The sequence below is a fragment of the Micromonospora sp. FIMYZ51 genome (genome assembly GCF_038246755.1).
Taxonomy (GTDB): Bacteria; Actinomycetota; Actinomycetes; order Mycobacteriales; family Micromonosporaceae; genus Micromonospora.
In genome coordinates, this window is record NZ_CP134706.1 from 4,242,953 (window position 1) to 4,267,054 (window position 24,102).

The 24,102-nt window shown below is 70.6% G+C and carries 23 protein-coding genes; 17 read left to right on the forward strand and 6 right to left on the reverse strand.

Annotated features, from left to right (window positions below):
- Positions 1-44: 44 nt before the first annotated feature.
- From QQG74_RS19320 to QQG74_RS19340, 5 genes are all read left to right on the forward strand, one after another.
- Positions 45-2,429 (forward strand): glycoside hydrolase family 3 N-terminal domain-containing protein, encoded by a 2,385-nt coding sequence (locus tag QQG74_RS19320; protein WP_341716163.1) that lies wholly within the window; start codon positions 45-47, stop codon positions 2,427-2,429.
- On the forward strand, positions 2,426-3,406 hold the full coding sequence (locus QQG74_RS19325) for an ABC transporter permease subunit (RefSeq protein WP_341716164.1): 981 nt from the start codon (positions 2,426-2,428) through the stop codon (positions 3,404-3,406). Before QQG74_RS19320 ends, QQG74_RS19325 begins: the two co-directional genes overlap by 4 nt.
- Positions 3,403-4,338: a carbohydrate ABC transporter permease gene (locus QQG74_RS19330; protein WP_341716165.1), complete on the forward strand. Its 936-nt coding sequence runs from the start codon at positions 3,403-3,405 to the stop codon at positions 4,336-4,338. Before QQG74_RS19325 ends, QQG74_RS19330 begins: the two co-directional genes overlap by 4 nt.
- Before the next feature lie 48 nt (positions 4,339-4,386).
- Positions 4,387-6,021 (forward strand): extracellular solute-binding protein, encoded by a 1,635-nt coding sequence (locus tag QQG74_RS19335; protein ID WP_341716166.1) that lies wholly within the window; start codon positions 4,387-4,389, stop codon positions 6,019-6,021.
- 171 nt (positions 6,022-6,192) lie between these two features.
- Positions 6,193-6,876 carry a DUF624 domain-containing protein gene (locus QQG74_RS19340; protein WP_341716167.1) on the forward strand — a complete coding sequence of 228 codons (684 nt, stop codon included), beginning with the start codon at positions 6,193-6,195 and terminating at the stop codon, positions 6,874-6,876.
- A 17-nt stretch (positions 6,877-6,893) separates the two neighbouring features.
- On the opposite strand, the gene QQG74_RS19345 is transcribed toward QQG74_RS19340, so the two are convergent.
- The 4 genes from QQG74_RS19345 to QQG74_RS19360 form a co-directional block, all read right to left on the reverse strand.
- Positions 6,894-7,559: a methyltransferase domain-containing protein gene (locus tag QQG74_RS19345; RefSeq protein WP_341716168.1), complete on the reverse strand. Its 666-nt coding sequence runs from the start codon at positions 7,557-7,559 to the stop codon at positions 6,894-6,896.
- A 16-nt stretch (positions 7,560-7,575) separates the two neighbouring features.
- The gene (locus QQG74_RS19350; RefSeq protein WP_341716169.1) at positions 7,576-8,415 is read right to left on the reverse strand and encodes an LppX_LprAFG lipoprotein; all 840 of its coding nucleotides are present in this window, start codon (positions 8,413-8,415) and stop codon (positions 7,576-7,578) included.
- A 174-nt stretch (positions 8,416-8,589) separates the two neighbouring features.
- On the reverse strand, positions 8,590-9,084 hold the full coding sequence (locus QQG74_RS19355) for a DinB family protein (RefSeq protein WP_341716170.1): 495 nt from the start codon (positions 9,082-9,084) through the stop codon (positions 8,590-8,592).
- A gap of 47 nt (positions 9,085-9,131) precedes the next feature.
- Positions 9,132-11,186, reverse strand: a complete 2,055-nt coding sequence (locus QQG74_RS19360; RefSeq protein WP_341716171.1) for an alpha-glucuronidase — start codon at positions 11,184-11,186, stop codon at positions 9,132-9,134.
- Between the two features lie 175 nt (positions 11,187-11,361).
- On the opposite strand from QQG74_RS19360, the gene QQG74_RS19365 reads away from it, so the two are divergent.
- Positions 11,362-11,751, forward strand: a complete 390-nt coding sequence (locus tag QQG74_RS19365; RefSeq protein WP_341716172.1) for a DUF2267 domain-containing protein — start codon at positions 11,362-11,364, stop codon at positions 11,749-11,751.
- A 16-nt stretch (positions 11,752-11,767) separates the two neighbouring features.
- On the opposite strand, the gene QQG74_RS19370 is transcribed toward QQG74_RS19365, so the two are convergent.
- Together QQG74_RS19370 and QQG74_RS19375 are read right to left on the reverse strand one after the other, a co-directional pair.
- The gene (locus tag QQG74_RS19370) at positions 11,768-12,175 is read right to left on the reverse strand and encodes a roadblock/LC7 domain-containing protein (RefSeq protein WP_341716173.1); all 408 of its coding nucleotides are present in this window, start codon (positions 12,173-12,175) and stop codon (positions 11,768-11,770) included.
- A 305-nt stretch (positions 12,176-12,480) separates the two neighbouring features.
- Entirely contained in the window at positions 12,481-13,746 is a 1,266-nt protein-coding gene (locus QQG74_RS19375; protein ID WP_341716174.1) for a hypothetical protein, read from the reverse strand.
- A gap of 105 nt (positions 13,747-13,851) precedes the next feature.
- Here QQG74_RS19375 and QQG74_RS19380 point away from each other — a divergent pair, with 105 nt between their 5' ends.
- The 11 genes from QQG74_RS19380 (at position 13,852) to QQG74_RS19430 (ending at position 24,082) form a co-directional block, all read left to right on the forward strand.
- Positions 13,852-14,424 (forward strand): RNA polymerase sigma factor, encoded by a 573-nt coding sequence (locus tag QQG74_RS19380; protein WP_341721291.1) that lies wholly within the window; start codon positions 13,852-13,854, stop codon positions 14,422-14,424.
- On the forward strand, positions 14,417-15,151 hold the full coding sequence (locus tag QQG74_RS19385) for a hypothetical protein (RefSeq protein WP_341716175.1): 735 nt from the start codon (positions 14,417-14,419) through the stop codon (positions 15,149-15,151). The genes QQG74_RS19380 and QQG74_RS19385 overlap by 8 nt, the downstream gene beginning before the upstream one ends.
- 493 nt (positions 15,152-15,644) lie before the next feature.
- The gene (locus QQG74_RS19390) at positions 15,645-16,829 is read left to right on the forward strand and encodes an extracellular solute-binding protein (RefSeq protein WP_341716176.1); all 1,185 of its coding nucleotides are present in this window, start codon (positions 15,645-15,647) and stop codon (positions 16,827-16,829) included.
- 10 nt (positions 16,830-16,839) lie between these two features.
- Positions 16,840-17,862 carry a sugar ABC transporter permease gene (locus QQG74_RS19395; RefSeq protein WP_341716177.1) on the forward strand — a complete coding sequence of 341 codons (1,023 nt, stop codon included), beginning with the start codon at positions 16,840-16,842 and terminating at the stop codon, positions 17,860-17,862.
- Complete coding sequence (locus QQG74_RS19400) at positions 17,862-18,728, forward strand: carbohydrate ABC transporter permease (protein WP_341716178.1); 867 nt, start codon at positions 17,862-17,864, stop codon at positions 18,726-18,728. The genes QQG74_RS19395 and QQG74_RS19400 overlap by 1 nt, the downstream gene beginning before the upstream one ends.
- A 95-nt stretch (positions 18,729-18,823) precedes the next feature.
- The gene (locus QQG74_RS19405; protein WP_341716179.1) at positions 18,824-19,129 is read left to right on the forward strand and encodes a DUF6403 family protein; all 306 of its coding nucleotides are present in this window, start codon (positions 18,824-18,826) and stop codon (positions 19,127-19,129) included.
- Entirely contained in the window at positions 19,126-20,490 is a 1,365-nt protein-coding gene (locus QQG74_RS19410) for a hypothetical protein (RefSeq protein ID WP_341716180.1), read from the forward strand. Before QQG74_RS19405 ends, QQG74_RS19410 begins: the two co-directional genes overlap by 4 nt.
- Positions 20,487-21,395, forward strand: a complete 909-nt coding sequence (locus tag QQG74_RS19415; protein ID WP_341716181.1) for a hypothetical protein — start codon at positions 20,487-20,489, stop codon at positions 21,393-21,395. The genes QQG74_RS19410 and QQG74_RS19415 overlap by 4 nt, the downstream gene beginning before the upstream one ends.
- Positions 21,396-21,455: 60 nt before the next feature.
- Entirely contained in the window at positions 21,456-22,586 is a 1,131-nt protein-coding gene (locus QQG74_RS19420; protein WP_341716182.1) for a histidine kinase, read from the forward strand.
- The gene (locus QQG74_RS19425) at positions 22,583-23,293 is read left to right on the forward strand and encodes a response regulator transcription factor (protein ID WP_341716183.1); all 711 of its coding nucleotides are present in this window, start codon (positions 22,583-22,585) and stop codon (positions 23,291-23,293) included. The genes QQG74_RS19420 and QQG74_RS19425 overlap by 4 nt, the downstream gene beginning before the upstream one ends.
- 99 nt (positions 23,294-23,392) lie before the next feature.
- A complete protein-coding gene (locus QQG74_RS19430) occupies positions 23,393-24,082 on the forward strand; it encodes a DUF2306 domain-containing protein (RefSeq protein ID WP_341716184.1) in 690 nt (229 codons plus the stop codon).
- The last annotated feature ends 20 nt before the right edge of the window (positions 24,083-24,102 follow it).

Genomic DNA, 24,102 nt, shown 5'->3' on the forward strand with positions numbered 1-24,102 from the left:
TACGGCCGCGGGGCGACCTCGCGGGCGCGGCCGGAGGGGTGCGCATGACAAGTCAGCTACCCGTCGATGATCGATTGGCCCCACCGGATGCCGATCGATGGCGTGACCCGACGCTGCGACCCGACGAACGGGCCGATGCGCTCATCCCGCTGATGTCGCTTGAGGAGAAGGTGGCCCAGCTGGTCGGCCTCTGGGTCGGCGCCGACGCCTCCGGTGAGGGCGTCGCGCCCCACCAGAACGACATGGTCGAACACACCCCACCCTGGCCGGAGGCGATCCGGCACGGACTGGGCCAGCTGACCCGGCCCTTTGGGACCGCACCGGTCGACCCGGCCCTCGGTGCCCGCTCCCTGGCCGCCTCCCAGGCCCAGATCGTGGCGGCCAGCCGGTTCGGGATTCCGGCCCAGGTCCACGAGGAGTGTCTGACCGGCTTCGCCGCCTGGCGGGCCACCGTCCATCCCGCGCCGCTGAGCTGGGGCGCGGCCTTCGATCCCACCCTGGTCGAGGAGATGGCCGGCTGGATCGGCCGGTCCATGCGGGCCGTCGGCGTCCACCAGGGACTGGCGCCGGTGCTGGACGTGACCCGCGACTACCGCTGGGGACGCACCGAGGAGACGATCGGCGAAGACCCGTACCTGGTGGGCACGATCGGCGCGGCGTACGTGCGCGGGCTGGAACAGGCCGGCGTGGTGGCCACGCTCAAGCACTTCGCCGGATACTCGGCCTCCCGGGGCGGACGGAACCTGGCCCCGGTGCCGATGGGCCCCCGGGAACTCGCCGACGTGATCCTGCCCCCGTTCGAGATGGCGCTGCGGCTGGGCGGCGCACGGTCGGTGATGCATTCCTACGCCGAGATCGACGGCGTGCCGGTGGCTGCCGATGAGCAGCTGCTGACCCGGGTGCTGCGCGAGCAGTGGGGATTCGGCGGCACGCTGGTGGCCGACTACTTCGCGGTGCGTTTCCTGGAGACCCTGCACGGCGTCGCCGCCGATGCCGGCGAGGCGGCCGGCCTGGCGTTGCGCGCCGGCATCGACGTGGAGCTGCCCACAACGGACGCCTACGGTGCGCCGCTTGTCGCCGCCGTACGCGCCGGTGCGGTCGACGAGGCGCTCGTCGACCGGGCCCTGCGCCGGGTGTTGATCCAGAAGGTCGAGCTGGGGCTGCTCGACGAGGAGTGGCCGGGGCGGCCCGCCGACCTTGACGAGGTGCGCCTGGACGACGAGGGCAGCCGGGAGACGGCGCTGCGGCTGGCCCGCCAGTCCGTGGTGCTGCTGCGCAACCGCGACGGGTTGCTGCCGCTCGCCGCCGACCGGCACGTCGCGCTCGTCGGTCCGGTCGCGGACGATCCGATGGCCATGCTCGGCTGCTACTCGTTCCCGCTGCACGTCGGGGTGCATCACCCGGAACACGGCGTCGGGGTGGAGATCCCCTCGCTGCGCGCGGCGTTGCAGCGGCGGCACCCCCGGCTCACCCATGTGCCGGGCACCGACATCACCGGTGACGACACCTCCGGCATCGCCGCCGCCGTCGAGGCCGCGGCCGAGGCCGACGTCTGCGTGCTCGCGGTGGGCGACCGGGCCGGCATGTTCGGCCGGGGCACCTCCGGCGAGGGCTGCGACGCGGCCGACCTTCAGCTGCCCGGGGTCCAGGCCGAGTTGGTACGCGCGGTGCTCGCCACCGGGACACCGGTGGTGCTGCTGGTGCTCTCCGGCCGCCCGTACGCGCTCGGCGCGGCGGTGGACGACGCGGGCGCCATCGTCCAGGCGTTCTTCCCCGGCCAGCTCGGCGGTCAGGCGCTGGCCGAGGTGCTCACCGGCGAGGTCAATCCGTCCGGGCGGCTGCCGGTCAGCGTGCCCCGGCACGCCGGGGGCCTGCCCGGCACCTATCTCGCCCCGCCGCTGGGCCGCCGTACCCGGGTGTCGTCGGTGGATCCGACACCCGCGTTCCCGTTCGGCCACGGCCTGAGCTACACCACCTTCGAGTGGTCCGACGCCCAGGTGACCGGGGGAACCGGCGCCACCGACAGACCGGTCGACTGGCCGGTGGACGGGGAGGTGACGGTCGGCGTCACGGTCCGCAACACAGGTGCCCGGTCCGGCACCGAAGTGGTGCAGCTCTACCTGCACGACCCGGTGGCGCAGACCACCCGACCGGTGGTCCGCCTGATCGGTTACGCGCGGGTGCCGGTGGCACCGGGCGCGGCGGCGCGGGTCACCTTCGTGGTCCCCGCCGACCTCACCTCGTTCACCGGCGTACGTGGCCGGCGCGTGGTCGAGCCCGGTGCGGTGTGGTTACGGCTCGGCCGGTCCAGCGGCGAGACCGTGGAAAGCCTGGCGCTGCGGCTGGTGGGCGACGAACGCGAAACCGGTCACCACCGGCAACTCGTCTGCCGGGTGAGCGTCGAGCCGATCCCGGAGCACCTGCGATGAGCAGCCCGACAACGCTGACGTCCGCGCCGGTGGCGGGCCCGCCGACCGCACCGCCCGCTCCCCCACGGGCCGCCCGCAACACCTGGCGCCGGGCGCTGCGGCGGGACTGGCAGCTCTACTCGCTGGCGATCCTGCCGCTGCTGTTCTTCCTGATCTTCCGGTACCTGCCGATGCTCGGCAACGTGATCGCCTTCCGCCGGTTCCAGCCCGGCGGCAACATCTTCGGCGAGTACTGGGTGGGTCTGCGGTACTTCAAGATGTTCCTGACCGACCCGACGTTCTGGAACGTCTTCACCAACACGCTGGTGCTTGGCGGGTTGACGCTGCTCTTCTGTTTCCCGCTGCCCATCGTGCTGGCGCTGCTGCTCAACGAGGTACGCACCGGCCGGCTCAGGCGCTTCGTGCAGTCCGTGTCGTACCTGCCGCACTTCCTGTCCATCGTGATCGTGGCCGCCATGGTCATGCAGTTGCTCGCCGTGGACGGCACGGTCAACCAGCTGGTCGGCGCGGCCGGCGGGGACGCCATCCCGTTCCTGCAACGGCCGGAGTGGTTCCGCACCATCTACGTCTCCTCGGAGGTCTGGCAGACGGTGGGCTGGGGCACCATCCTCTACCTCGCCGCGCTCACCACCATCGACGACGACCTCTACGAGGCGGCCCGGATCGACGGCGCCAACCGGTGGCGGCAGACCTGGCACGTCACGTTGCCGGGCATCCGGCCGACAATGGTGACCCTGCTGATCCTCAACATCGGCACCTTCATGGCGGTCGGGTTCGAGAAGATCCTGCTGCTGTACAACCCGCTTACGTACCCGACGGCGGACGTCATCTCCACGTACCTGTTCCGGGTGGGCTTCGCGTCCAGCAACTTCAGTTACGCCGCCGCGATCGGGCTGTTCGAGGCGGTGATCGGGTTGATCCTGGTCCTGTCGGCGAACCTGATCGCCCGACGCACGGTGGGGACGAGCCTGTGGTGACCATCGACGCCGCCGAGCACCCCACCGAGACCGTTCCCCGTCCGCGTCGGCGGCGCGGCATCCGGGAGACCCGCGGCTACCGAGCGTTCCAGGTGGTGAACGGGATCATCCTGACCGTCGTGGTGGTGGTGACGCTCTACCCGTTCGTCAACATCGTGGCCCGCTCGATGAGTCACGAGGCGTACATCATCGCCGGCGAGGTGAACCTCGTGCCGCGCGGGTTCACGCTTGACACGTACCAGTTGCTGATGTCCGATCCGCTGTTCTGGACGAACTACCGCAACACGGTGTTCTACACGGTGACCGCCACGATCATCTCGATCACGCTCACCACCTGCTACGCCTATGTGCTCTCCAAGAAGCAGCTCAAGGGACGCAGCGCGCTTGTCGGCATCGCGGTGTTCACCATGTTCTTCACCGGCGGGCTGATCCCCAACTACGTGCTGGTCACCAGCCTGGGACTGAAGAACAGCGTGTGGGCCATCGCGCTGCCCAACGCGATAAGCGTGTTCAACCTGCTGGTGATGAAGGCGTTCTTCGAAAGCCTGCCGAACGACCTGGAGGAGGCCGCGGCGGTGGACGGCCTCAACACGTACGGCATCCTGCTGCGCATCGTGCTGCCGCTGTCGAAGGCGATCGTCGCCACGATGGTGCTGTTCTACGCGGTGTCCTTCTGGAACTCCTGGTTCGCGGCCTTCCTCTACATGGACCGGCAGGAGCTGTGGCCGGTCACCGTCTACCTGCGCAACCTGATCGCCGGTGCCACCGGCGCGGAGAACGTCGGGACCATCTCCGAGGCCAACGAGGTGCAGGCCGAGGCGACCCTCAAGGCCGTGACCATCGTGCTCACCACCCTGCCCATCCTGCTGGTCTATCCCTTCGTCCAACGGTATTTCGTCCGCGGCATCATGCTCGGCGCGGTGAAGGGCTGAGACGGGCACCCACCCCCCTCCCACCATCGAAATTCGAAAGGACCCGCCATGTTCCGCAGATCGTGGCGTCACGCGGCGGCAGCCACCGCCGCGCTGCTCGCCCTCTCCAGCGTCACCGCCTGTGGCGACGATCCGTCCGAGAACCTGTCCGAGAACCGGGCTGGCGCGATGGACAACTACGCCACCGGTACGCAGTTCAAGGCCACCGAGCCGGTCTCCTTCTCGGTCCTCTACAACAACCACCCGAACTACCCGCTGAAAAACGACTGGCTGTTCTGGTCGGAGTTGAAGTCCCGGACCAACGTCACGCTCGAACCGGTCGCGGTGCCGCTGAGCGACTACAACCAGAAGCGCAGCCTGCTCATCGGTGCCGGTGACGCGCCGATGCTCATCCCGAAGACGTACCCGCCGGACGTGCACGCGTACGTCTCCTCGGGGGCGATCCTGCCGGTAAGCGACTACCTCGACCTGATGCCGAACCTCAAGGACAAGATCGAGAAGTGGAACCTCCAGCCTGAGCTGGACACGCTGCGCCAGGCGGACGGCAAGTTCTATCTGTTGCCCGGCGTGCACGAGAAGCCCTGGCACGAGTACTCGCTTGTGGTCCGCACCGACATCCTCGACGAGCTGAACCTGGAGATCCCGAAGACCTGGGACGACGTCTACGCCATGCTCAAGGCGATGAAGGCGAAGTACCCGGACGTCTACCCGTTCTCCGACCGGTACAGCCAGCCCCACCCGGCCGGCAACCTGCTCAACCTGCTGGCCGTGTCGCATGGCCTGGAGGGCGCGGGCTGGAACTTCCAGCACGTGAGCTGGAACGCGCAAGCGCAGAAGTTCGAGTACACCGGGGCGACCGAGCACTACCGGCACATGTTGGAGTACCTCAACAAGCTGGTCGCCGAGAAGTTGCTGGACCCGGAGAGCTTCACCCAGACCGACGACCTCGCCCGGCAGAAGCTCGCCAACAGCAAGTCCTTCGTGATCAGCGGCAACGCCCAGGCACTGGTGAACGACTACCGGCCGGACCTGGCCGCGACCAACCCGAAGGCGAAGGTCACCAAGATTCCGCTGCCGGTCGGTCCGGCCGGGGAGATCAACCCGGCCAGCCGGCTGGAGAACGGCATGATGATCTCCTCGAAGGCCCGCGACAGCAAGAACTTCGTGGCGATGATGCAGTTCGTCGACTGGCTCTGGTACTCCGACGAGGGCCAGCAGTTCGCCAGGTGGGGCGTGGAGGGCACCACCTACGTCAAGGACGCCGCCGGCAAGTCGAGCCTCGCTCCGGACGTCGACATGATCGGTCTCAACCCGGGCGCGCCCAAGCACCTCCAGAAGGACTTCGGCTTCGCCAACGGCGTCTTCGCCTACGGCGGCAAGCCCGAGCTGGTGCAGGCCTTCTTCTCCGCCGAGGAGCAGGAGTTCCAGCAGGTGATGAACGCCCGTACGCCGAAGTCGCCACCGCCGCCGTACCCGCTCAGCGACGAGGAGCGCGAGCAGGTGTCGCTCTGGGAGACCCCGCTGAAGGACCACGTGTACCAGGCGACGCTCCAGTTCGTCCTGGGTCAGCGTGACCTCGCCCAGTGGGACACCTACGTGGCGGAGCTGAAGAGCAAGAACATGGACGCCTACCTGGAGACGGTCAACAAGGCGTACGAGCGCTACCGCGAGGAGCACAGCTGAGGTCGGGCCGGTCCGGTCGAATCGGCGTGACCGGACCGGCCACCCTCTCCGCACCCCCGCTCACCCGCCGCAAGCGATGAGGACACCGATGCGCATCACCGTTGCCGAGCAACCCGACGGCCGGCTCTGCGAAGCGTGGCGGTTCACCGTCCGCACCGGCGCGGGGCCGTCATGAGCACCGCCACCCGTCGGGAGTTCGGCGCCGGGCCGCTGTCCCGCGTCGCCGCGCTGGTCTACACGCTGCTCGTGGTCGAGCTGCTGCTGTTGCTCTGCGCGGCCCCCGGTCTGGTCGCGCTCTTCGCGTTGGAACGCCACGTGAGCAACCTGCCGCTTGTCGCCGTCTGTGCGGTGCCGCTCGGTCCGGCGCTCGCCGCCGCGCTGTACGCGCTGCACCACCAGCGTCTCGACCTGACCGAGCTGCGCCCGGCGCGGCTGTTCTGGCGCGGCTACCGGGCCAACCTGGCCGGGTCGCTGCTGGTCTGGGTGCCGATGCTGCTGTGGTTGACCATTCTCGCGGTCAACCTGGTCAACCTGCGGTCGGCCGGGCTGTCCGGGTGGTGGGCGGTGCCGCTGGTGCTGGTCGGCGCGATGGTGGCGGTGGTCGGGGTCAACGCCCTGGTGATCACCTCGCTCTTCACCTTCCGGTTGCGCGACGTGATCCGGCTGGCCCGATACTTCGTCCTGCGTACCCCTCAGGTCGCGGTCGGCACCGCGTTGCTGCTGGTGGCGGCGACGGTGCTCACCCTGGTCGCCTCCGAGGCCGCACTTGCCGCGTTGGCTTCGGTGCTGGCGTTGGCGCTGGTCCGGGGCAGTGCGCCGATGACCACCGCGATCCGGCAGGAGTTCACCCGATGACGCTGCCGGCGACGGCGTCACGCCTGGTCAGGATCTGAGACGTACGCCGGTGCGGGCTTTGTGGCGTGGACGCGCTCGATCAGGCCGGCCTTCGATCGATCGGTCTCCTCGATCCGGAAGCCGGCGGCCCGTACCAGCGGCAGTTGGCGGCGGGTGAAGTGTTCTCCGGCGGTACGGATGGTGAACCGTTCGACCAGCCATTGCAGCGCGTACACCGGCGGCCAGGTGCTGCCGACATGGTCGAGCAGGAGCAGCCGGCCGCCCGGGACGAGGACCCGGTGCATCTCGGCGAGCGCCGCGGCCGGTTCCGGGATGGTGCACAGCGACAGCGCGCAGACGGCGGTGTCGAAGGAGGCGTCGGGGAACGGCAGCCGTTCCGCGTCCCCCTCCCGCAGGTCGACGCGGCGGCCGAGGTCGGCGGCCCGCTGCCGGGCGATGGCGAGCATTTCCGGGCTCAACTCGATGCCGGTGATCTCCACATCCGCCGGGTAGTGGGGCAGGCTGCGGCCGGTGCCGATGGCCACTTCGAGGACCCGGCCGTGGGCACGGGTGCCGAGCCACTCCCGCGCACCGGCGAACAGGTGCCGTTCGGCGAAGCCGATCTGCCGGTCGTAGCTGTCGGCCATCCGGTTCCAGACACGCCGCTGCCGGGCGGTCGGGTCTTCCTGTCGGCCCTGCCTCATGCCTGCCCCACCAACCTCAGTCGTTGCCGGGGTTCTGCATTTCCTCGATCATCTTGGCCAGATCGAGAGTCTCCGCGTCCGGCGGCGTCTCGATGGTAACCGCCTTACCGTAGTCGCTGTAGTCGATCGTCATGTCGGTCACCGTGCCCATGACCAGGGCCGCCCGCCGTGGCCGGTACTGCTCGTCGACCCAGAGATCGATCTTGATTTCCTTGACGCCCTGCTCGGTCAGCTGCCCTTCGACGGGCCCGCGCAGCTTGGGATCGACCTGCTCGAGGTACTTCCCCAACGGGGTGGTGACGGTGTAGTGGACGGTGGGCGTGCCGTCCAGCGTCTCCTCGCCGACGACCTTCACGCCCTCGCTGGCGAGCAGCGCCTTGACCTGCTTGGCCGGGTCGACGTCATCCAACTGCTTGCTGAACTCCAGGCCCTGCTGCTCACCGCTCGCGGTAGGGTCCATCTTCATCCAGCTCTTGCCGTTCATGCTCGCGCGCTGATCCGCCGGGATCTCGACGAAGACCACCGTGTCGATGATCCGGACGGTGATCGTCTCGTTCTCCGCACTGGTGGTAATCAACTCGGCCTTGATCGGATCGCGCAGGTCCACCGCGCCCTGTATCGAGACCTTCTCGCCGCCCACGTTGCCCTGCATGGCCAGGGTCACCGAGTCGCTCTTCTCGGTGCTCTCGACCGTTTTCTGCAACGAGCCCTTGAGATCGGTGGCAAGCAGTTCCAGCACGCTGGACTGCGCCGGTGCGTCGGCATCCGCGTCGGACTCAGCGCCGCCACAAGCGGTCAACGCGGCGGCCGTGACGACGGAGACCGCCAGCAGGGCGGGCCTCTTCCAAACTGACATGTACAGCCTCTTCCCAAATCAGTGTGGCTCTGCGCAGGCGATTCGAGCAGCACGCTATGTCAGGCCGTCAAGCGCGGTGGGTGCCGGGCCCCGAGCTCGCTGAGCCCACCTGCCGGTTGCCGTACCCGGCCTCTGTGTCGGCCGCTGAGGCGCTCGCGTCGAGCCCGGCCCGTCTCACCGCGGCCCGAGCCCGGTCCGTCCGTCGATGAGTTCGCGTGCCACGTCGAGGTGACCCGCGTGCCGGGCGGTCTCCTCGATCATGTGCAGGATGATCCGGCGCAGGTCGGTGGTCTGTGCGGCCAGCGGCTCACCCGGATGCCGCCCGGCCGGTGACGCCGTCAACGCGGTGACCGCGATGATCCGGTCGGAGAGCTCGCACTGGTCGCGGTAGAAGTCGAAGACCACTGCTGGCGAGCGGGACGTGGTCAGCGGCGCGTCGCCGGTGTCGGGCCAGGGCAGCGGCGCGACCGAGCCGGTGAGCACCTCCTGGAACCAGTGCCGCTCCGCGTGCGCCAGGTGCTCGACGAGCCCGAGCGGCGTCCAGCCGGAGGGAAGCACCCGCATCCGCAGCGCACGCTCGTCGAGACCGGACAGGATCGCCCGGACGCTGTCGCGTTGGCAGGTAAGGAATTCGTGCAGTGCCGCCTTCTCCGCATCGACATCGACCATGACGTCACGCTAACGAGTGGGACCGACAGCGCCGCTCGGGCAGCTGCTCAATACAGCGGACGGCCACGGGCGTCGGGGGTGCCGGACTTGCGGTGGAAGTAGGCGTTCACCTGGTCGCGCCACTCCCGGGCGCAGCGCAGCTGCTCGGTCAGGCGTTCGGTGACCTGGGCGTGCAGGTCGGCATCGACCAGGCCGGCGAGACGCTGCCAGCGGGCGGCCATCTCCTCGACCTCCCGTACGCCGGCGAAGTGCGTGTCGTAGATGTGCTGGATGACCGTGCTGCCGCTGTGCAGCACGTGGTCGTACGGCACGTGGTGGAAGAAGAGCAGCAGCTCGTCGGGGCACCGGTCGAGCGACTCGTAGACCTCGGACCAGGGCGACGGGTACTGGCCGGTGAAGCCGGTGCCGGTGGCCCGGGTACGGTCCACGCCCACCCCGTCACGGTCGGCGAAATGGTAGGTGCCCCACGGGGTGTACTCGTACCCGTCCACGTCGGGGCCGTAGTGGTGGCCGGGGCGGACCATGAAGCCCACGCCCAGCGGGGCGGTGTACCGCTCGTAGGTAAGCCACGAATCGTCCATGATCTGGTGCAGCGTGGTACGCAGCCGCACGGGATCGGCCGACGCCGTCGGATCGAAGGTCAGGTCGATCCACTCGTCGAGCACCGTCTCGGGATCCAGCCGGGGGTCCCAGGCGAGCCGGCCGAAGGCGTACAGGTTGGCCTGGGCCAGCGGGTGCCCGGTCCAGAACCGGTCGTCGCCCACGTTCGAGACCGCGACCAGGTCGGCGGCCACGTCGGCGACCGACCGGTCACCCTCGCCCCAGGGGGTGAACCGCAGCACCTCGCTCCACCAGGGGGCCAGGTAACAGACGTGCCGCTGCTGGCCGGTGTACTCCTGGGTCACCTGGAACTCCACCGCCAGCCGGGTGCCGGGCATCGCGGCGATCACCGGCGAGACCGGCTCCCGCGGCTGGAAGTCGATCGGACCGTACTTGACCTGCACGATCACGTTGTCCCGGAACTGGCCGTCGAGCGGGGCGAAGTGGTCGAAGGCGGCCCGGGCCCGGTCGGTCGACCGATCCCGCCAGTCCTGCCGGTGGTTGTAGACGAAGGCCCGCCAGTGCACCACGCCACCGTGCGGCGCCAGCGCCTCGGCCAGCACGTTCGCCCCGTCGGCGTGGTCCCGGCCGTAGCTGAACGGCCCCGGTTGGCCCTCCGAGTCGGCCTTGACCAGGTAGCCGCCGAAATCCGGGATGCGGGCGTACACCCGCCGGGTGGTCTGCGCCCACCAGGCGCGGACCGCCTCGTCGAGCGGGTCGGCGGTGGGCAGGCCGGCGAGGACGACGGGCGCGGCGAAGGTGACCGAGAGGTGCAGCCGGATGCCGTACGGCCGCAGTTCGTCGGCGATCTCGGCGACCTCGTCGAGCCGCTCGGTCAGCAGCCGCGCCTCGGTGGCGTGCACGTTCACGTTGTTCACCGCCACCGCGTTGATCCCGCACGCCGCCAGCAGTCGCGCGTACGCCCGCAGCCGGGCCCGGTCGCGTCGGGGCCGTCCGTCCCGCCAGAAGATCGACCCCCCGGCGTACCCGCGCTCGACCTGCCCCATCACCGGATGCACGTCGACGTTGTCCCAGTGGTCCAGCATCCGCCGCCGCAACGCCGGACGGTGCACGCGCACCGGCTGCGGCGCACCGAACGCCGCCGCACCGATCCGGACCACCTGGAACAGCCCGTAGACAAGCCCGGCGGGCGCCTCGGCCAGCACCACGGTGACCTCGCCGGTACGGGTCAGCGCGAAGCCCTCGGCACCGAGCGGCCCGGCATCGGCGGCGACGAGTTCGGCGTGCGCCACCCGCACGACGTCGAGATCGTCGTGTGAGGTCAGCGCGAGCACCAGGTCGGTCGGCTGGCCGTCGGGGTTGTCGGGCGCTCGCCGCACCGTGCCGCCGTGTTCGGCGCAGGCCCGCTCGACCTCCCGGAACACCGTGTCGACGAGCGTCCCGGCACCGAGCACGAGGGTGTGCCGGGCACCGACGGCTCGAAAGGCCGATGGCGGCAGCCAGGCCGGATGCGCGTCGGAGGCGGGGACAGGGGCGGTCACGGGCACTCCCGGCGATACCGTCGCATTGCGCAGATCGTAACGATTCCCGCGAATGCGTCAAGGTGCTTCCGGAAGTCCCGTCCCGCCCCCTCCCCCCGCACGACCGGCCCTAGGCCGTTTGGCGGGGCCCGGCACGGGTAGACGCACCATCCGTGGCGAGAAGGGGGCCGGCGAGGTGGACGACAACCAGTTCATCGACTCCGTGGCGGACCGCACGGGTGCGTCAGCCGAGCAGGCCACCGCGATCGCGCGGGCCACGCTGACCACCCTGGCCGAACGGATCGACGGCGGCGAGGCACGGGACCTCGCCGACCGGCTGCCCGAGGCGCTGCGGGCGTACGCCTTCGCCTCCGGCGAGACCGCCGAACCGTTCGGACTCGACGTGTTCGTGCAGCGCGTCGGCGGCCGGGCGGACGTCGAGCCCGACCTGGCCGAGGCCGGCATCCGGGCGGTCTTCGACACCATCCGCGACACCATCGGGGCGGGCGACTACGACGACGTCATCGCGCAGTTGCCCGCCGAGCTGTGGCAGGTGGCCGACCCGAACCCGCCGTACGACGGGTAGCACCTCGGGACGGGGCCTACGGAAACGCCGGTTCCAGGTACACCGGCAGATGGTGTCCGGCTTTGGCAACGAACATGGCCACCTCGTAGGCCATGTCGCCGACCTCGGCGTCACCGTCGATGCCGACGGCGAGGATCGCGCCGTTGCCGGTCGTCGCGTGGAACAGAAACGCCCGCGACATCTGCACCACGACCTGGTGCAACTCGCCGTCACCGCAGACCCGGGCGGCGGCCAGGCCGAGCGACTGGAGGCCACAGACCATGCTGGACAGCTGCGTGGCGAGTTCGTCGTCGATGTCGCGGGACGCTCCCAGCAGGATCCCGTCCGGCGAGAGCACCACCGCGAACTGGGCACCCGGTACCCGGTCGACGATGTCGTCGAGCGCGCGACCGAGGTTGTCGGCGGTGGCCACAGCAGGGGTCATGGGCTGTCCTCTCGTTCGGGATCGGTGACACGCGTTCTCGGGCGTCCGGTGCGGCCGGAGCCAACGGTCACGGCGCTCGGCCGGTTCGCCGGATGCTCCCACTTTCGTACCAGAGTCACTCCGGCATCAGGAGCCCCAACCACCGCCAATTCCGCTCCTCGCTCCGCCCAACGTACGACGTCCCTGCTCACCCCGATCGGACGGGTCGGACCTTTTGCTCGTTCCCGCGCGTCGGCGTGCTCACGGTCGGTAGCACGAGCACGTTCACGGTGGGTAGCGCGGTCCGGTCGATGCGTGGCGTGCCGTCAGAGCGATCGGGCCGGGCCGCGCAGCCCCACCAGACCCGGCACCGTCACCCGGCCGAGTTCGCCGCCGGTGGCCGCCGGGTCGTGCCAGCTCACCGCCGCCCGCTGGCCGACGTAGAGCCGGTCGGCGGCGGGGCTCAGCGCGAGGCCACAGACCGGGTCGGCCACCGACCATTCGGCGACGCTGCCCAGTTTTTCGAGGTCAGCGGTCCACACGGCCGGTCCGGCGGCGACGAACAGCCGGTCGGCGCCGGCCACCGCGTACGCGGGGCCGGTGCTGGCGACGAAGCTGGCGGTGCGGCGTACCGTCAACTCCTCGGTGGAGATCTCGGCGACGCGACCCGAGGTGACGTCGACGACGTGGAGCCGGCTGCCGTCCGGGGTGATCGCCATCGCGTGCCCCTCGGCCGGGCCCTCGCCGAACGGGTGCGGCAGGTCGACGCAGTACGCCCAACGCTGCTCAAGGTGCAGGGTGTGTACGAAGGCGTGCACGTCGCTGCCGGGCCGCCCACTGATCCGGTCCCGGGTGTGCCGGTGGTCGGGCTGGTGGGTGTAGAGCGTGTAGAGCACGGCGCGGTCCTGGTCGAGCACCGCCTGTCGCCCGTCGCCGCGCATCTCCTCCTCGGCACCGGGCGGGATCGGCTGCTTGAGTCGGGTGCCGAGCGGGCCGGCGGTCCCGGTGGCGAGATCGACCTCCCGGACCCGGTAGCGGTCCGGCGCGTTCGGCGGCAGCCACTCCAGCACGAAAAGCCCGTTGTGGTCGCTGGTGAACGCCTCCGGCACGACGTTGCCCGGCAGTGCCAGCCGCCGCCCGACGCCGTCGCCGTTGACGATCAGCACCGGAGTGCTCTCCCGCCCCGGCGGGCGTTCCTTCGTGACGCTTACCTTCTCGGTGGTCAGCGCCACAATCGTCCCGTCGGCAGAGACGGTCTGCGGCACCCATCGGCCGGGCAGCCGCACCCGGTCGGTGGCAGTGCCGCTGACGGCCTCGACGCGCCACAGCGCGGTGTCGGCACCGGCGGGTTCGCTGGCGTGGATCAGCCGGCCGTCGGCGGTGGCCACCGCCGACCGGATGGTCTGTCGGCCGGTACCGCGCAGCACGCCGAGTGCGCCGTCGACCTCGATCAGCAGCGGGTCCGGGAGCGGAACGGCAGCGGTGGGGGCCGCCGGGCGGCGAACCGGATCGCAGCCGGCCAGCGCCGCGGCCCCCGCGCCGGCCAGGGCGGTCAGCAGGGTACGGCGGGAGAACGTGCTCTTCGGCATCATGCCCCGGTGACACCACCGGACGCGCCGAGGTTCCGTGCCGCGAAAGCCGAGGTTCGGTGCCGCGAAAAGTGGAACCGGCGGGACGTCGGCGGTGTCAAGACAGTGATCGCACCGGAGGTTCCCCTGGACGACGAGGAGTTCGTCAGCCGAGCTCAGGCCGGCGACCTGGCGGCGTACGAGTCGCTTGTCGCCCGGCACACCGCGTCCGCGTACCGGACCGCGGTGCTGCTCGGCGCGGGTTCGGACGCCGAGGACGTCATCCAGGAGGCGTTCGTGAAGGGCTACCGGAAGCTGTCCCGTTATCGGGGCGACTCGTCGTTTCGCTCCTGGCTGCTGGCGATCGTGGCGAACGAGACCCGCAACCTGCACCGGTCCCGGGACCGGCGGCACGGCCTGGTGTTGCGGGCGGCGCGGGTGGCACCGGGTGCCGAGGTCGGCGAGGACTCGGCGGTCGGCAGCGTCCTCGCCGGGGAGCGGCGGGCGACGCTGGTGCGAGCCCTGCGGCAGCTTCCGGACCGGGACCGGGAGGTGATCGTCTGCCGGTACTTCCTCGACCTGAGCGAGGACGAGACCGTCGCGATGCTCGGCTGGCCCCGGGGGACGGTCAAGTCCCGGACCTCGCGCGCTCTGGTGAAACTGCGCGCCCTGCTCGACGTCGAAGCGGTCCGGCATGGATGACCTGGAGCGGGAGCTGCGCGAACTGTCCGGGTGGCTGGCCACGCCCGAGCCGCCCGACGTCACGGCCCAGGTACGCGCCCGGATCATCGCCCCACCCCGCCCGGCCGTCGACAACCGGCGACGCCGATGGCGGTACGCGGTGGGCGCGGCGCTGGCCGTGCTGCTCGTCGCGCTGCTGCCGCCCGGCCGGGCGGCCGTCGCCGACGCGGTCACCGGGCTGCTGCGCTTCGCCGGGGTCACCATCACCACCTCTTCGGCACCGGTGCTGCCGACCGGCTCCCCCGCGCCGTTGCCCGGACAGCGGCCGGCCGGGCTGGACGAGGCGCAGCGCGCGGTCCGGTTCCCGATCCGGGTGCCGGCGGCGCTGGGCCCACCCGAGCGGGTGCTGGTGGCCGATCCCGACGGCACCGGCGGTCACCGGGTGGCGAGCCTGCTCTACCGCGGCGGCACCGTACGCCTGGACGCCTTCGACGGTGGGCTCGACCCGGTCTTCTTCAAGCAGGTCGCCGGGTCGGGTCCGGAGTGGACGCAGGTCGGTGCGGCGTCGGCGATCTGGATTTCCGCACCGCATCCGGTGTCGTACGTTGATCGTGCCGGCACGGTACGGCAGGCGGACGCCCGGCTCTCCGCCGCCACCCTGATCTGGGCAGACCTGGGTGTTACCTACCGGCTGGAGGGCGAGCTGACCAGGGCCGAAGCGGTCGCGATCGGCACCTCGTTGCGCTGAGCGGGCTACGGATCGACGCCGAGTAACGCTTACCGGGATTTTTCCGATAGGGAATCATTCCGATTTCCTGACACAGAGACGCAAACTGGACCCCAGCCCCACCGCGCCACACTCTCACCCGCTGCCAACATGCTCGACAATCGCGGGTGGAAGTTTCGGAAACGTGTCTTGTTTTTTTCGGTTCGGTCTGCGACTGTTTTGGCCGTCGGTGGCCCGGTCTTTCCGGTCGACCGCGATGCGAGCGACCGCGAGCCAAGCCCGGACCAGCGCCTGTCGGCAGTGGGACGCCCTCCGTCCTCCGTCGATGAATGCCCTGGTCGGTAGCTCCGTTCGCTGGAGCGAGCGACAGCTGGACAGTCTCGGCAGGAGAGGAAGTCTGATGAGGGCGAGAAAACTACTGGCCGTATCGGTAGCTCTGGCAACGGGCGTGCTGGCCACGGCCGCTTGCGGGGCCGGCGATTCGGAGAACCGCGACAGTGACGGCAACGTCACCATGAGCTTCTGGCACAACGCCTCCACCGGGCCCGGCAAGGCCTTCTGGGAGAAGACCGTCGCCGACTTCGAGGCGGCCAACGGGGGCGTGAAGATCCAGATCCAGGCGATTCAGAACGAGGACCTGGACGGCAAGCTCCAGACCGCGCTGAACTCCGGCGATGCCCCCGACGTCTTCATGCAGCGCGGCGGCGGCAAGATGGCGGCGATGGTCAAGGCCGGCCAGCTGCTGGACATCACCGACTCGATCACCGAAGACACCAAGAAGGTGATCTCGGAGGGCTCGTTCACGGCGCAGACGATCGAGGGCAAGGTCTACGCGATGCCGGTGGCGGTACTGCCCGGCGGCTTCTTCTACAGCAAGGACCTGTTCGCCAAGGCCGGCATCACCGAGACGCCGACCACGCTCGCCGACCTCCAGGCCGCCGTGCAGAAGCTGAAGGCGGCGGACGTCCAGCCGATCGCCCTCGGTGCCAAGGACGCCTGGCCGGCCGCCTTCTACTACTACTTCTTCGCGCTGCGCGAGTGCAGCTCGGACACCATCACCAAGGCCGGCCAGACGATGAACTTCGACGACCCGTGCTGGTTGAAGGCCGGTCAGAGCGTGCAGGACTTCGCCGCCACCCAGCCGTTCAACAACGGCTTCCTGACCACGTCGGCGCAGCAGGGTGCCGGCAGCTCCGCCGGTCTGCTCGCCAACCACAAGGCGGCGATGGAGCTGATGGGCGCCTGGAACCCCGGCGTCATCGCCTCCCTGACCCCGGACGAGAAGCCGCTGCCCGACCTGGACTGGTTCCCCTTCCCCAGCGTCGAGGGCGGTGCCGGTGAGCCCGGCGCGATCCTCGGCGGGGTCGACGGGTACTCCTGCTCGGCGCAGGCCCCCAAGGCAGAGTGCACCGCCTTCCTGAACTACATGGCAAGGACGGACGTGCAGAAGGCCTACTACGAGGCGTTCAACGCGCCGCCGGTGAACAGCGAGGCGCAGGCCGCGGTCGAAGAGCCGCACCTGAAGTCCATCCTCGCCGCCTACAACCAGGCGCCGTTCGTCTCGCAGTGGCTCGACACCGTCTACGGCCAGAACGTCGGCAACGCCCTGAACACCGCAGTGGTGAACATGCTGGCCGGCAAGGGCGACCCGCAGAGCATCGTCGACGCGGTCAAGACCGCCGCCAAGAAGGCGCAGTAGTTCAACCGCCATGTCTGACACGCAACACGAGAGCGTGCGACTCGCGCCGGACCCGGCGCCGGGTCTGACGAAGGTCGGGGGTGACACGCCGGTCGTGTCGCCCCCGGCCGGGCGCCGCAAACGCAAGGGCATCGGCTGGCCGGCCCGGCTGGAAATCGCGCTGATGACAGGGCCGACACTTGTCGTGTTCCTGTCCTTCGTGATCCTCCCCGTGGCGATGGCCGCGTACTACGGCTTCTACAGCTGGCAGGGGTTCGGCCCACCCACCGAATTCGTCGGCTTCCGCAACTACGTGTTCATCTTCGAGGACGGCACCTTCCTCGCCGCCCTGCGCCACAACGGCGTGATCGTGGTGCTGTCGCTGCTGCTCCAGGGCCCGGCAGCCGTCCTGCTCGCCCTGCTGCTGAACCGGCAGATCCGGGGGCAGACCCTCATCCGGGTGCTCGTCTTCATCCCGTACGTGATCTCCGAGGTGGTCGTCGGCACCGGCTTCAGCCTGATGCTGCACTGGGACGGCGTCGTCAACGCCGCCCTCGGAAAGATCGGGCTGGGCTTCCTGCAAGCCGAGTGGCTCTCCGATCCGAACATCGCGATCTGGACGCTGATGGGCATCCTCACCTGGAAGTACATCGGCTTCGCCGTCATCCTCTTCCTCGCCGGGTTGCAGGGCATCCCCGAGGAGCTGACGGAGGCGGCGGCGATCGACGGGGCGTCGTACTGGCAGATCCAGCGTCGGATCACCCTGCCACTGCTCGGCCCGACGCTCCGGATCTGGGCGTTCCTGTCGATGATCGGCGCGCTCCAGCTGTTCGACCTGGTCTACATCATCTGGGGCCAGTACATCGCGGACACCGCCGGCACGTCGACGATGGCCACCTACATGGTCGCCAACGGCCGAACCGCCGGAGAGTACGGGTACGGCAACGCGGTCGCCGTGGTGCTGTTCTTCGTCTCGCTCGTCGCCGCCCTGTTCTACCAGCGATTCATCCTGCGCCGGGACACCGAGGGCGCGATCACCGGAGGGAGGAACTGATGGCCGCGACTGCCGTGTTCGGGCGCCGGGCGAGGCGACCCCGCCAGCGACTGGCGTGGGGCAACCCGTCGGTCTACTTCGTCGCGCTGCTGCTCATCGGGACGATGCTGGCCCCGGTCATCTACATCATCCTCGGTGGCTTCCGCACCAACGCGCAGATCACCACCGACCCCGCCGGCTGGCCCAGCCCGTGGCGGGTCGACAACTACCTCGACGTGCTGACCGGCACCACGTTCTGGCGTCAGGTGTTCAACTCCACCCTCGTCGCCCTGTTCACCACGGCGGGCGTGGTCATCCTCGGCCTGATGACCAGCTTCATCATCGCGCGGTACAAGTTCCGAGGGCGGGGGGCGATGTACTCGCTCTTCGCCGCCGGCCTGATGTTCCCGCTGACCGTGGCGATCACCCCGCTCTACATCCTGGTCAAGAGCCTCGGGCTGATGAACACGCTGCCGGGGGTGATCCTCCCGCAGATCGGCTTCGGCATCCCGATGACGATCATCATCCTGGTGCCGTTCGTACGGGCCATCCCCGACGAGATCCAGGAGGCCGCCTCGATCGACGGGTGCGGCCGACTGGGCTTCTTCTGGCGGATGGTGCTCCCGCTGGCCATGCCGGGAGTCATCACCGTGGGCATCCTGACGTTCATCCAGAGCTGGAACGGCTACCTGCTGCCGCTGTTCATCCTGAACCGGGAGGAGACCTTCACGCTGCCGCTCGGCGTACAGGCCTTCGCGTCGCAGTACTCGGTCGACACGGCAAAGGTGCTGGCGTTCACCTCGCTGTCGATGATCCCGGCGCTGCTGTTCTTCAGCCTGTTCCAGCGACGGATCGTCGGCGGCCTGACCGGCGCCGTGAAGGGCTGACCGACCGAGCGCTACCCAGGGGGTGAGGTGCGGGCACTGGCACCGTTCGACTAGACAGGTAGCCGTACCTGATCTTCCTCGGACGGCGGGAGCGCATGTCACCATCCCTGCTCAGCTGGCTGGCCGGCGGTGTGCTGCTGCTGGCCGCCGGCCTCGTCACCACCCTGCTGCCCCGCCGCCGGGCCCGCGCCGAGCGGGCCCGGTTGGCCTGGTCGACCGCGCGGGCCGCGATCGACAGTGCCACGGTCAGTCGCGACGCCAGCCCGGCCCGGATACCCGAGGCCGAACGCCTGCTGGCCCGCGCCGAACTGCTCGCCGCCGAGCGGGGCGGCGCGGCGGCGGCCAGCGCGGCGGCCGAGCACGCCCGCCGCGCCGACGAGTTGTGGCAGGCGCGGTCATGACGGCCCGATTTCCGGTACGCCGCCTTGACCTGCTGCGGTGGGCGCTGCTCGGCGTGGCCGCGGTCGTCCTGGTGGTCTTCCTGCTGGCCCAGCGGCAGAGCGTCGACGTCAGCTACGGCCGGTCCCCGGCACCGTCGGCCCGCATCGAGGAGGGCTCGGCCGGGGAGTTGAGCGACGCCACGGTGCCCTCGACTCAGGAGATGACCGCGCTGGTGGCCGCCGACCCGGTGGTCCGGCTGCCCGGTGCCGTGGCCCGGTGGGACGAGCAGCGGGTCCGGGACGCGATAGGCGACGACGACATCCGGATCCTGGTCGCCCCGCCCGGTCTCGACGAGGCCGAACGCAAGCGCGTGCGGGAGGTCGAGAACGCCACCGTACGGGTGGTCGGCACCCAGGTCGGCGGCGGCGCGTACCTGGCGACCCCGGACAGCCTCGACGGTTGGCGGGCCCAGTTCGCCAACCGCGACGTGACCGGCCAACTGGTCACCATGATCGCCAAGCTGCGGGACGTACCGGCCGACGCCGACCGGGACGAGCCGCAGTGGCGTGACCCGTCCGACGCGGAGCTGGCCACCGTGCTGGCCGACCTGCGCGCCGACGGGCTGCACATCGGCCCCGGTGCCAGCCTCACCCAGCTGCCCGAGGAGGCCAGCCGGTCCGCCTTTCCCGACGGGGCGTGGTACGTCGTCCTGCCCGCCCAGCCGTACGGCGAGCCGCTGCCCGGGTACGGGCCGGCGTTGACCCGGCTCGCGCCGGACCGCCCGATCCTGGTGATGTACGGCGAGTGGATCGAGTACCACGGCCCGGCCGCCGCGGAGTTCGCGGAGCTGGCCGGGGCGAGCTTCTACGCCCAGTTCGGCGACCGGCTCAGCCGGTACGACTATCCACAGCAGAACGTGCTCGGCGCGTACCTGGGTCGGGTCACCGACATCAGGTACGCGGGCCTGTTCGACCGCCCACTGCCGTACCGGCCGCTCGACCCGCTGCGGGTGGCGCTGCCGGCGCTGCCCTGGATCTTCGCGGCCTGCGTGGCGGGTTTCGTGGTGCTGTCGGTCCGCTCGCTGCACCGCTCCGGCGTGCTGGGCGGTGGCCGGCGACAGGCGGCCAGCCCGGCCCGACTGGCCGGCCTCACCGCGCTCGCGGTGGAGGTGTCGCTGCTTACCGACGCCCGCAGCAACCCGGCGCTGACCCGGGGCATCGGCAAGCTCCAGGCCGCCCGCGCGGCGCTGGAGCAGGGCCTGCCCGCACCGCACGTGAGCCGGCTGCTGGACGACGCGACCGCCGAACTGGACGAGACCGCCCGGCTGGTGGGCATCTCCAGCTATCGGCCCGACCACTACCTCCAGGGCAGGCTCTCGTGACCGCCACGCTGCGCCGCTGGCTCGGCAACCTCGTCGGTACCCGGTTCGGCCGTGCCGTGCTGGCCTGCCTGGCGCTGGCCGGATGGGCGTTGTGGACCGGCGGGATCTTCGACGGCCCGATCGCCCGCGAGGTCCGCTCCTCGTCGGTGTACGTCGCGCCCGGGGTCGACCTGGACCGGGCCGCCGCCGAGCGGGCCATCGGAAACCGCCGGCTGGTGGTGCTGCTGATGGCACCGGGGGACGACCTGCGGGCCGCCTGCCGGCAGACCGAGCGCGCCGCAGCGGGCACCGTCGTGCTGGTCATGAGCCGCGCCGGGGACGACTGGGACACGTACGGCTGCTCCCGCATTGCCCAGCACGACGACCGGGACCTGGGCCGGGCGATCGTGGTGGAAACGACGATCGGCCAGGGTACCGACGCCTTCGTCGACCAGCCGGTGGAGGCGGTGAAGATGATCGTGCTCAACTACGACCGGTTGGTCCGGGCCGGCATCGTCCCCGACGGCGCCCGGACGATCAGCCCGTCGTTGCCCCGGTACGTGCTGGCCGGCGCGGCGGTCGGTGGCGTGGTGGCCGGTGCGACGATGCTCTGGCTCATCGGACGCCGGGCCGGCCGGCTCGCCGACGCCCAGCGGGCCCGCCGCACCGCGCGGGCCGACGACCGGGCCGCGCTCACCGCCGCCACCGCCGCCCTCGCCCAGCAGATCATCGACCTCGACCAGCGGTACGCCAACCGCCCAGGCGGCGACGCCCGCCCGGCGTTCCTGCGGCTGGCCAGCGACTACACCCGACTGCTCGACGATGTCACGGCGGTCGACGGCGACGACGAGACCGCGGTACGCCAGCTCCGCCGCCAAGTCGACGCGATCAGCCAGCGGGCGGCCCGGCTGGCCGGCGAGTCCTGAGCACCCTGGCTCGTACTTTGGGCCGATCCGGGCTGCGGTGAGGATTCCTACCATTGGTGCGTGCCCGCTCTGCTGCGCTCCGTGTGGGACGAGCCGCGCCCGGCCGGCGCGCCCCGCCGCGGTTGGCGGGACTGGCTGCTGCTCGGCCTGCTCGTGCCGGCCGCGCTGCTCGAAGGGCTGCTCCGGCCGGAGCTTGCCTGGCGGAGCGGCACGGTGATCGTGACGGTGGCGCTGATCCCGACGCTGCTGTGGCGACGGACCCACCCGCTGCTGATGGTGGCGCTCGCCTTCGGGCTGCTCGGGCTGTTGCCGCTGCTGACCGGCCCGGAGGTTACCGACCTGGCCGCCGGGGCGTTCGTCCTGCTGCTGGCGTACGCGCTGTTCCGCTGGGGATCCGGGCGTGAGGCGCTGCTCGGTACGGCGATCATCGTGGGCAAGGTGTGCCTCGGCGCCGCGATCGGGCAACTCGGGCTCGCCGACCTGGTCGGCGGCTTCGTCGTCCTCTTCGCGGTACTGGCCGCAGGGGCCGCGCTGCGCTACCGGACCGGTGCCCGGCAGCGCGAACTCGACGCGGCCAAGCTGCTCGAACGGGAACGGCTGGCCCGCGACCTGCACGACACCGTCGCCCACCACATCTCGGCCGTGGCGGTCCGCGCCCAGGCCGGGCTCGCGGTCGCGGCGACCCGCCCGCAGGCGGCCACCGAGGCACTGCGGCTGATCGAGGTCGAGGCGTCCCGGGCGCTCGCCGAGATGCGTGGCCTGGTCCGGGTGCTGCGCGACGGCACGCCACCGGAGCTGACGCCGACTCCGCAGGTGTCGGATCTGGCCCGCCTCGCCGAAGGTGCACCGGCCGAGCCTGCCGTGCACGTGGAGATCGTCGGTGACTCCGCAGCCCTTGATCCGGCGGTCGGCAGCACGGTCTACCGGCTGGCCCAGGAGTCGGTGACAAACGCCCGCCGGCACGCCCGGCACGCGACCCGCATCCAGGTCCGCGTGCAGGTCGACGAGCGCACGGTACGGCTCCAGGTGACCGACGACGGCGAAGCCGCCGGCCGATCCGGCGGCTCCTCGGGGTACGGGCTGGTCGGCATGACCGAACGGGCCGGCCTGCTCGGCGGCACCTGCGAGGCCGGTCCCGGCCCGGAGCGGGGCTGGCTGGTCGTCGCGGTACTGCCCCGGACGGCGGCGTGACCGGCCCGCCGCCCGGCGCACCGGTGCCCGCCGGTGAGCGGCCGATCCGGGTGGTCGTCGCGGACGACCAGGAGATCGTCCGGACCGGGCTGGCGATGATTCTCGACGCCCAGCCCGGCATCGAGGTCGTCGGCCAGGCAGCCGACGGTAGGCAGGCGGTCGAGCTGGCCCGGCGGTTGCGCCCGGACGTGTGCCTGTTCGACATCAGGATGCCCGGCGTCGACGGCATCGAGGCCACCCGCCAGCTCGCCGGACCGGCGGTGGCCGAACCGCTCGCGGTCGTCGTCATCACCACCTTCGACCTCGACGAGTACGTCTACGCGGCGCTGCGCGCCGGTGCCCGTGGTTTCCTCCTCAAGGACGCCGGCTCGGCCCTGCTGGCCCAGGCGGTGCATGCCGCCGCCAACGGCGATGCGCTGATCGCCCCCAGCGTGACCACCCGGCTGTTGACTGCCTTCGCCGACAGTGGACCGACCACACCGCCGCCGCAGCCGGTCGATCCGCTCACCGACCGCGAGGAGCAGGTGCTCACCGCCGTGGCCCGGGGACGAACCAACAGCGAGATCGCCGACGAGTTCCACATCAGCCTCAGCACCGTGAAAAGCCACCTCGCCAGCCTGATGGCCAAACTCGGGGCCCGGAACCGGGTCGAGATCGCGATCTGGGCGTACGAGACGCGCCGGGTGTCTGGCGGTGGCCGGCGCTGACGTCGGACTTTGGTACGACGACGTCCTCGCACCATCGGCCGGGACGGCCGGAGCCTGCGCGCCGATGAGTTCAGGCCGCCGGGATCGCACGATCGGGGTATGTCCGCGAAGCGTCTCGGTCGCCGGGAGTGGCTGATCCCCGCCGGCCTGATCCTGCTCAGTCTCGTACCGGTGGTCGCCGGTGCCGTCCGCGTCGTCCAACTCTCGGTCGGCGTCGCGGTGACGCCGGAGAACGCCCGGTTCGTCGGTGACCCGGCACCGGTCGTCGTGCACATCGTCGCCGCGACCCTGTACTGCCTGCTCGGCGCGTTCCAGTTCGTCCCCAGCCTGCGCCGTCGGCATCCACGCTGGCACCGGGTCGCCGGGCGGCTGCTGGTCCCGGCCGGCATCGCCGCCGCCCTTGCCGGGGTGTGGATGGCCCTGTTCTACCCGCTGCTGCCGATCGACGGTGCGCTGCTCATCGGGCTGCGGGTGAGCTTCGGCGCCGCGATGGCGGTGAGCATCGTGCTCGGCTTCGTCGCGATCCTGCGGCGTGACCTCGTCCGGCACCGCGCCTGGATGATCCGGGGGTACGCCATCGGCCAGGGCGCCGGCACCCAGTTCCTGACCCACCTACCGTGGCTGCTGGTGATCGGCCCGCCGAGCGAGCTGACCCGGGCGCTGTTGCACGCCGCCGGCTGGCTGATCAACATCGCGGTCGCCGAATGGATCATCCACCGCAGCACCGCTCGCCGGACGCCCGTGCCGCCGCGTCGCTCGCAGCCGGTCGTCCACGCCGCACCGCAGTGACGGAAGCTAGGCAACGCCAT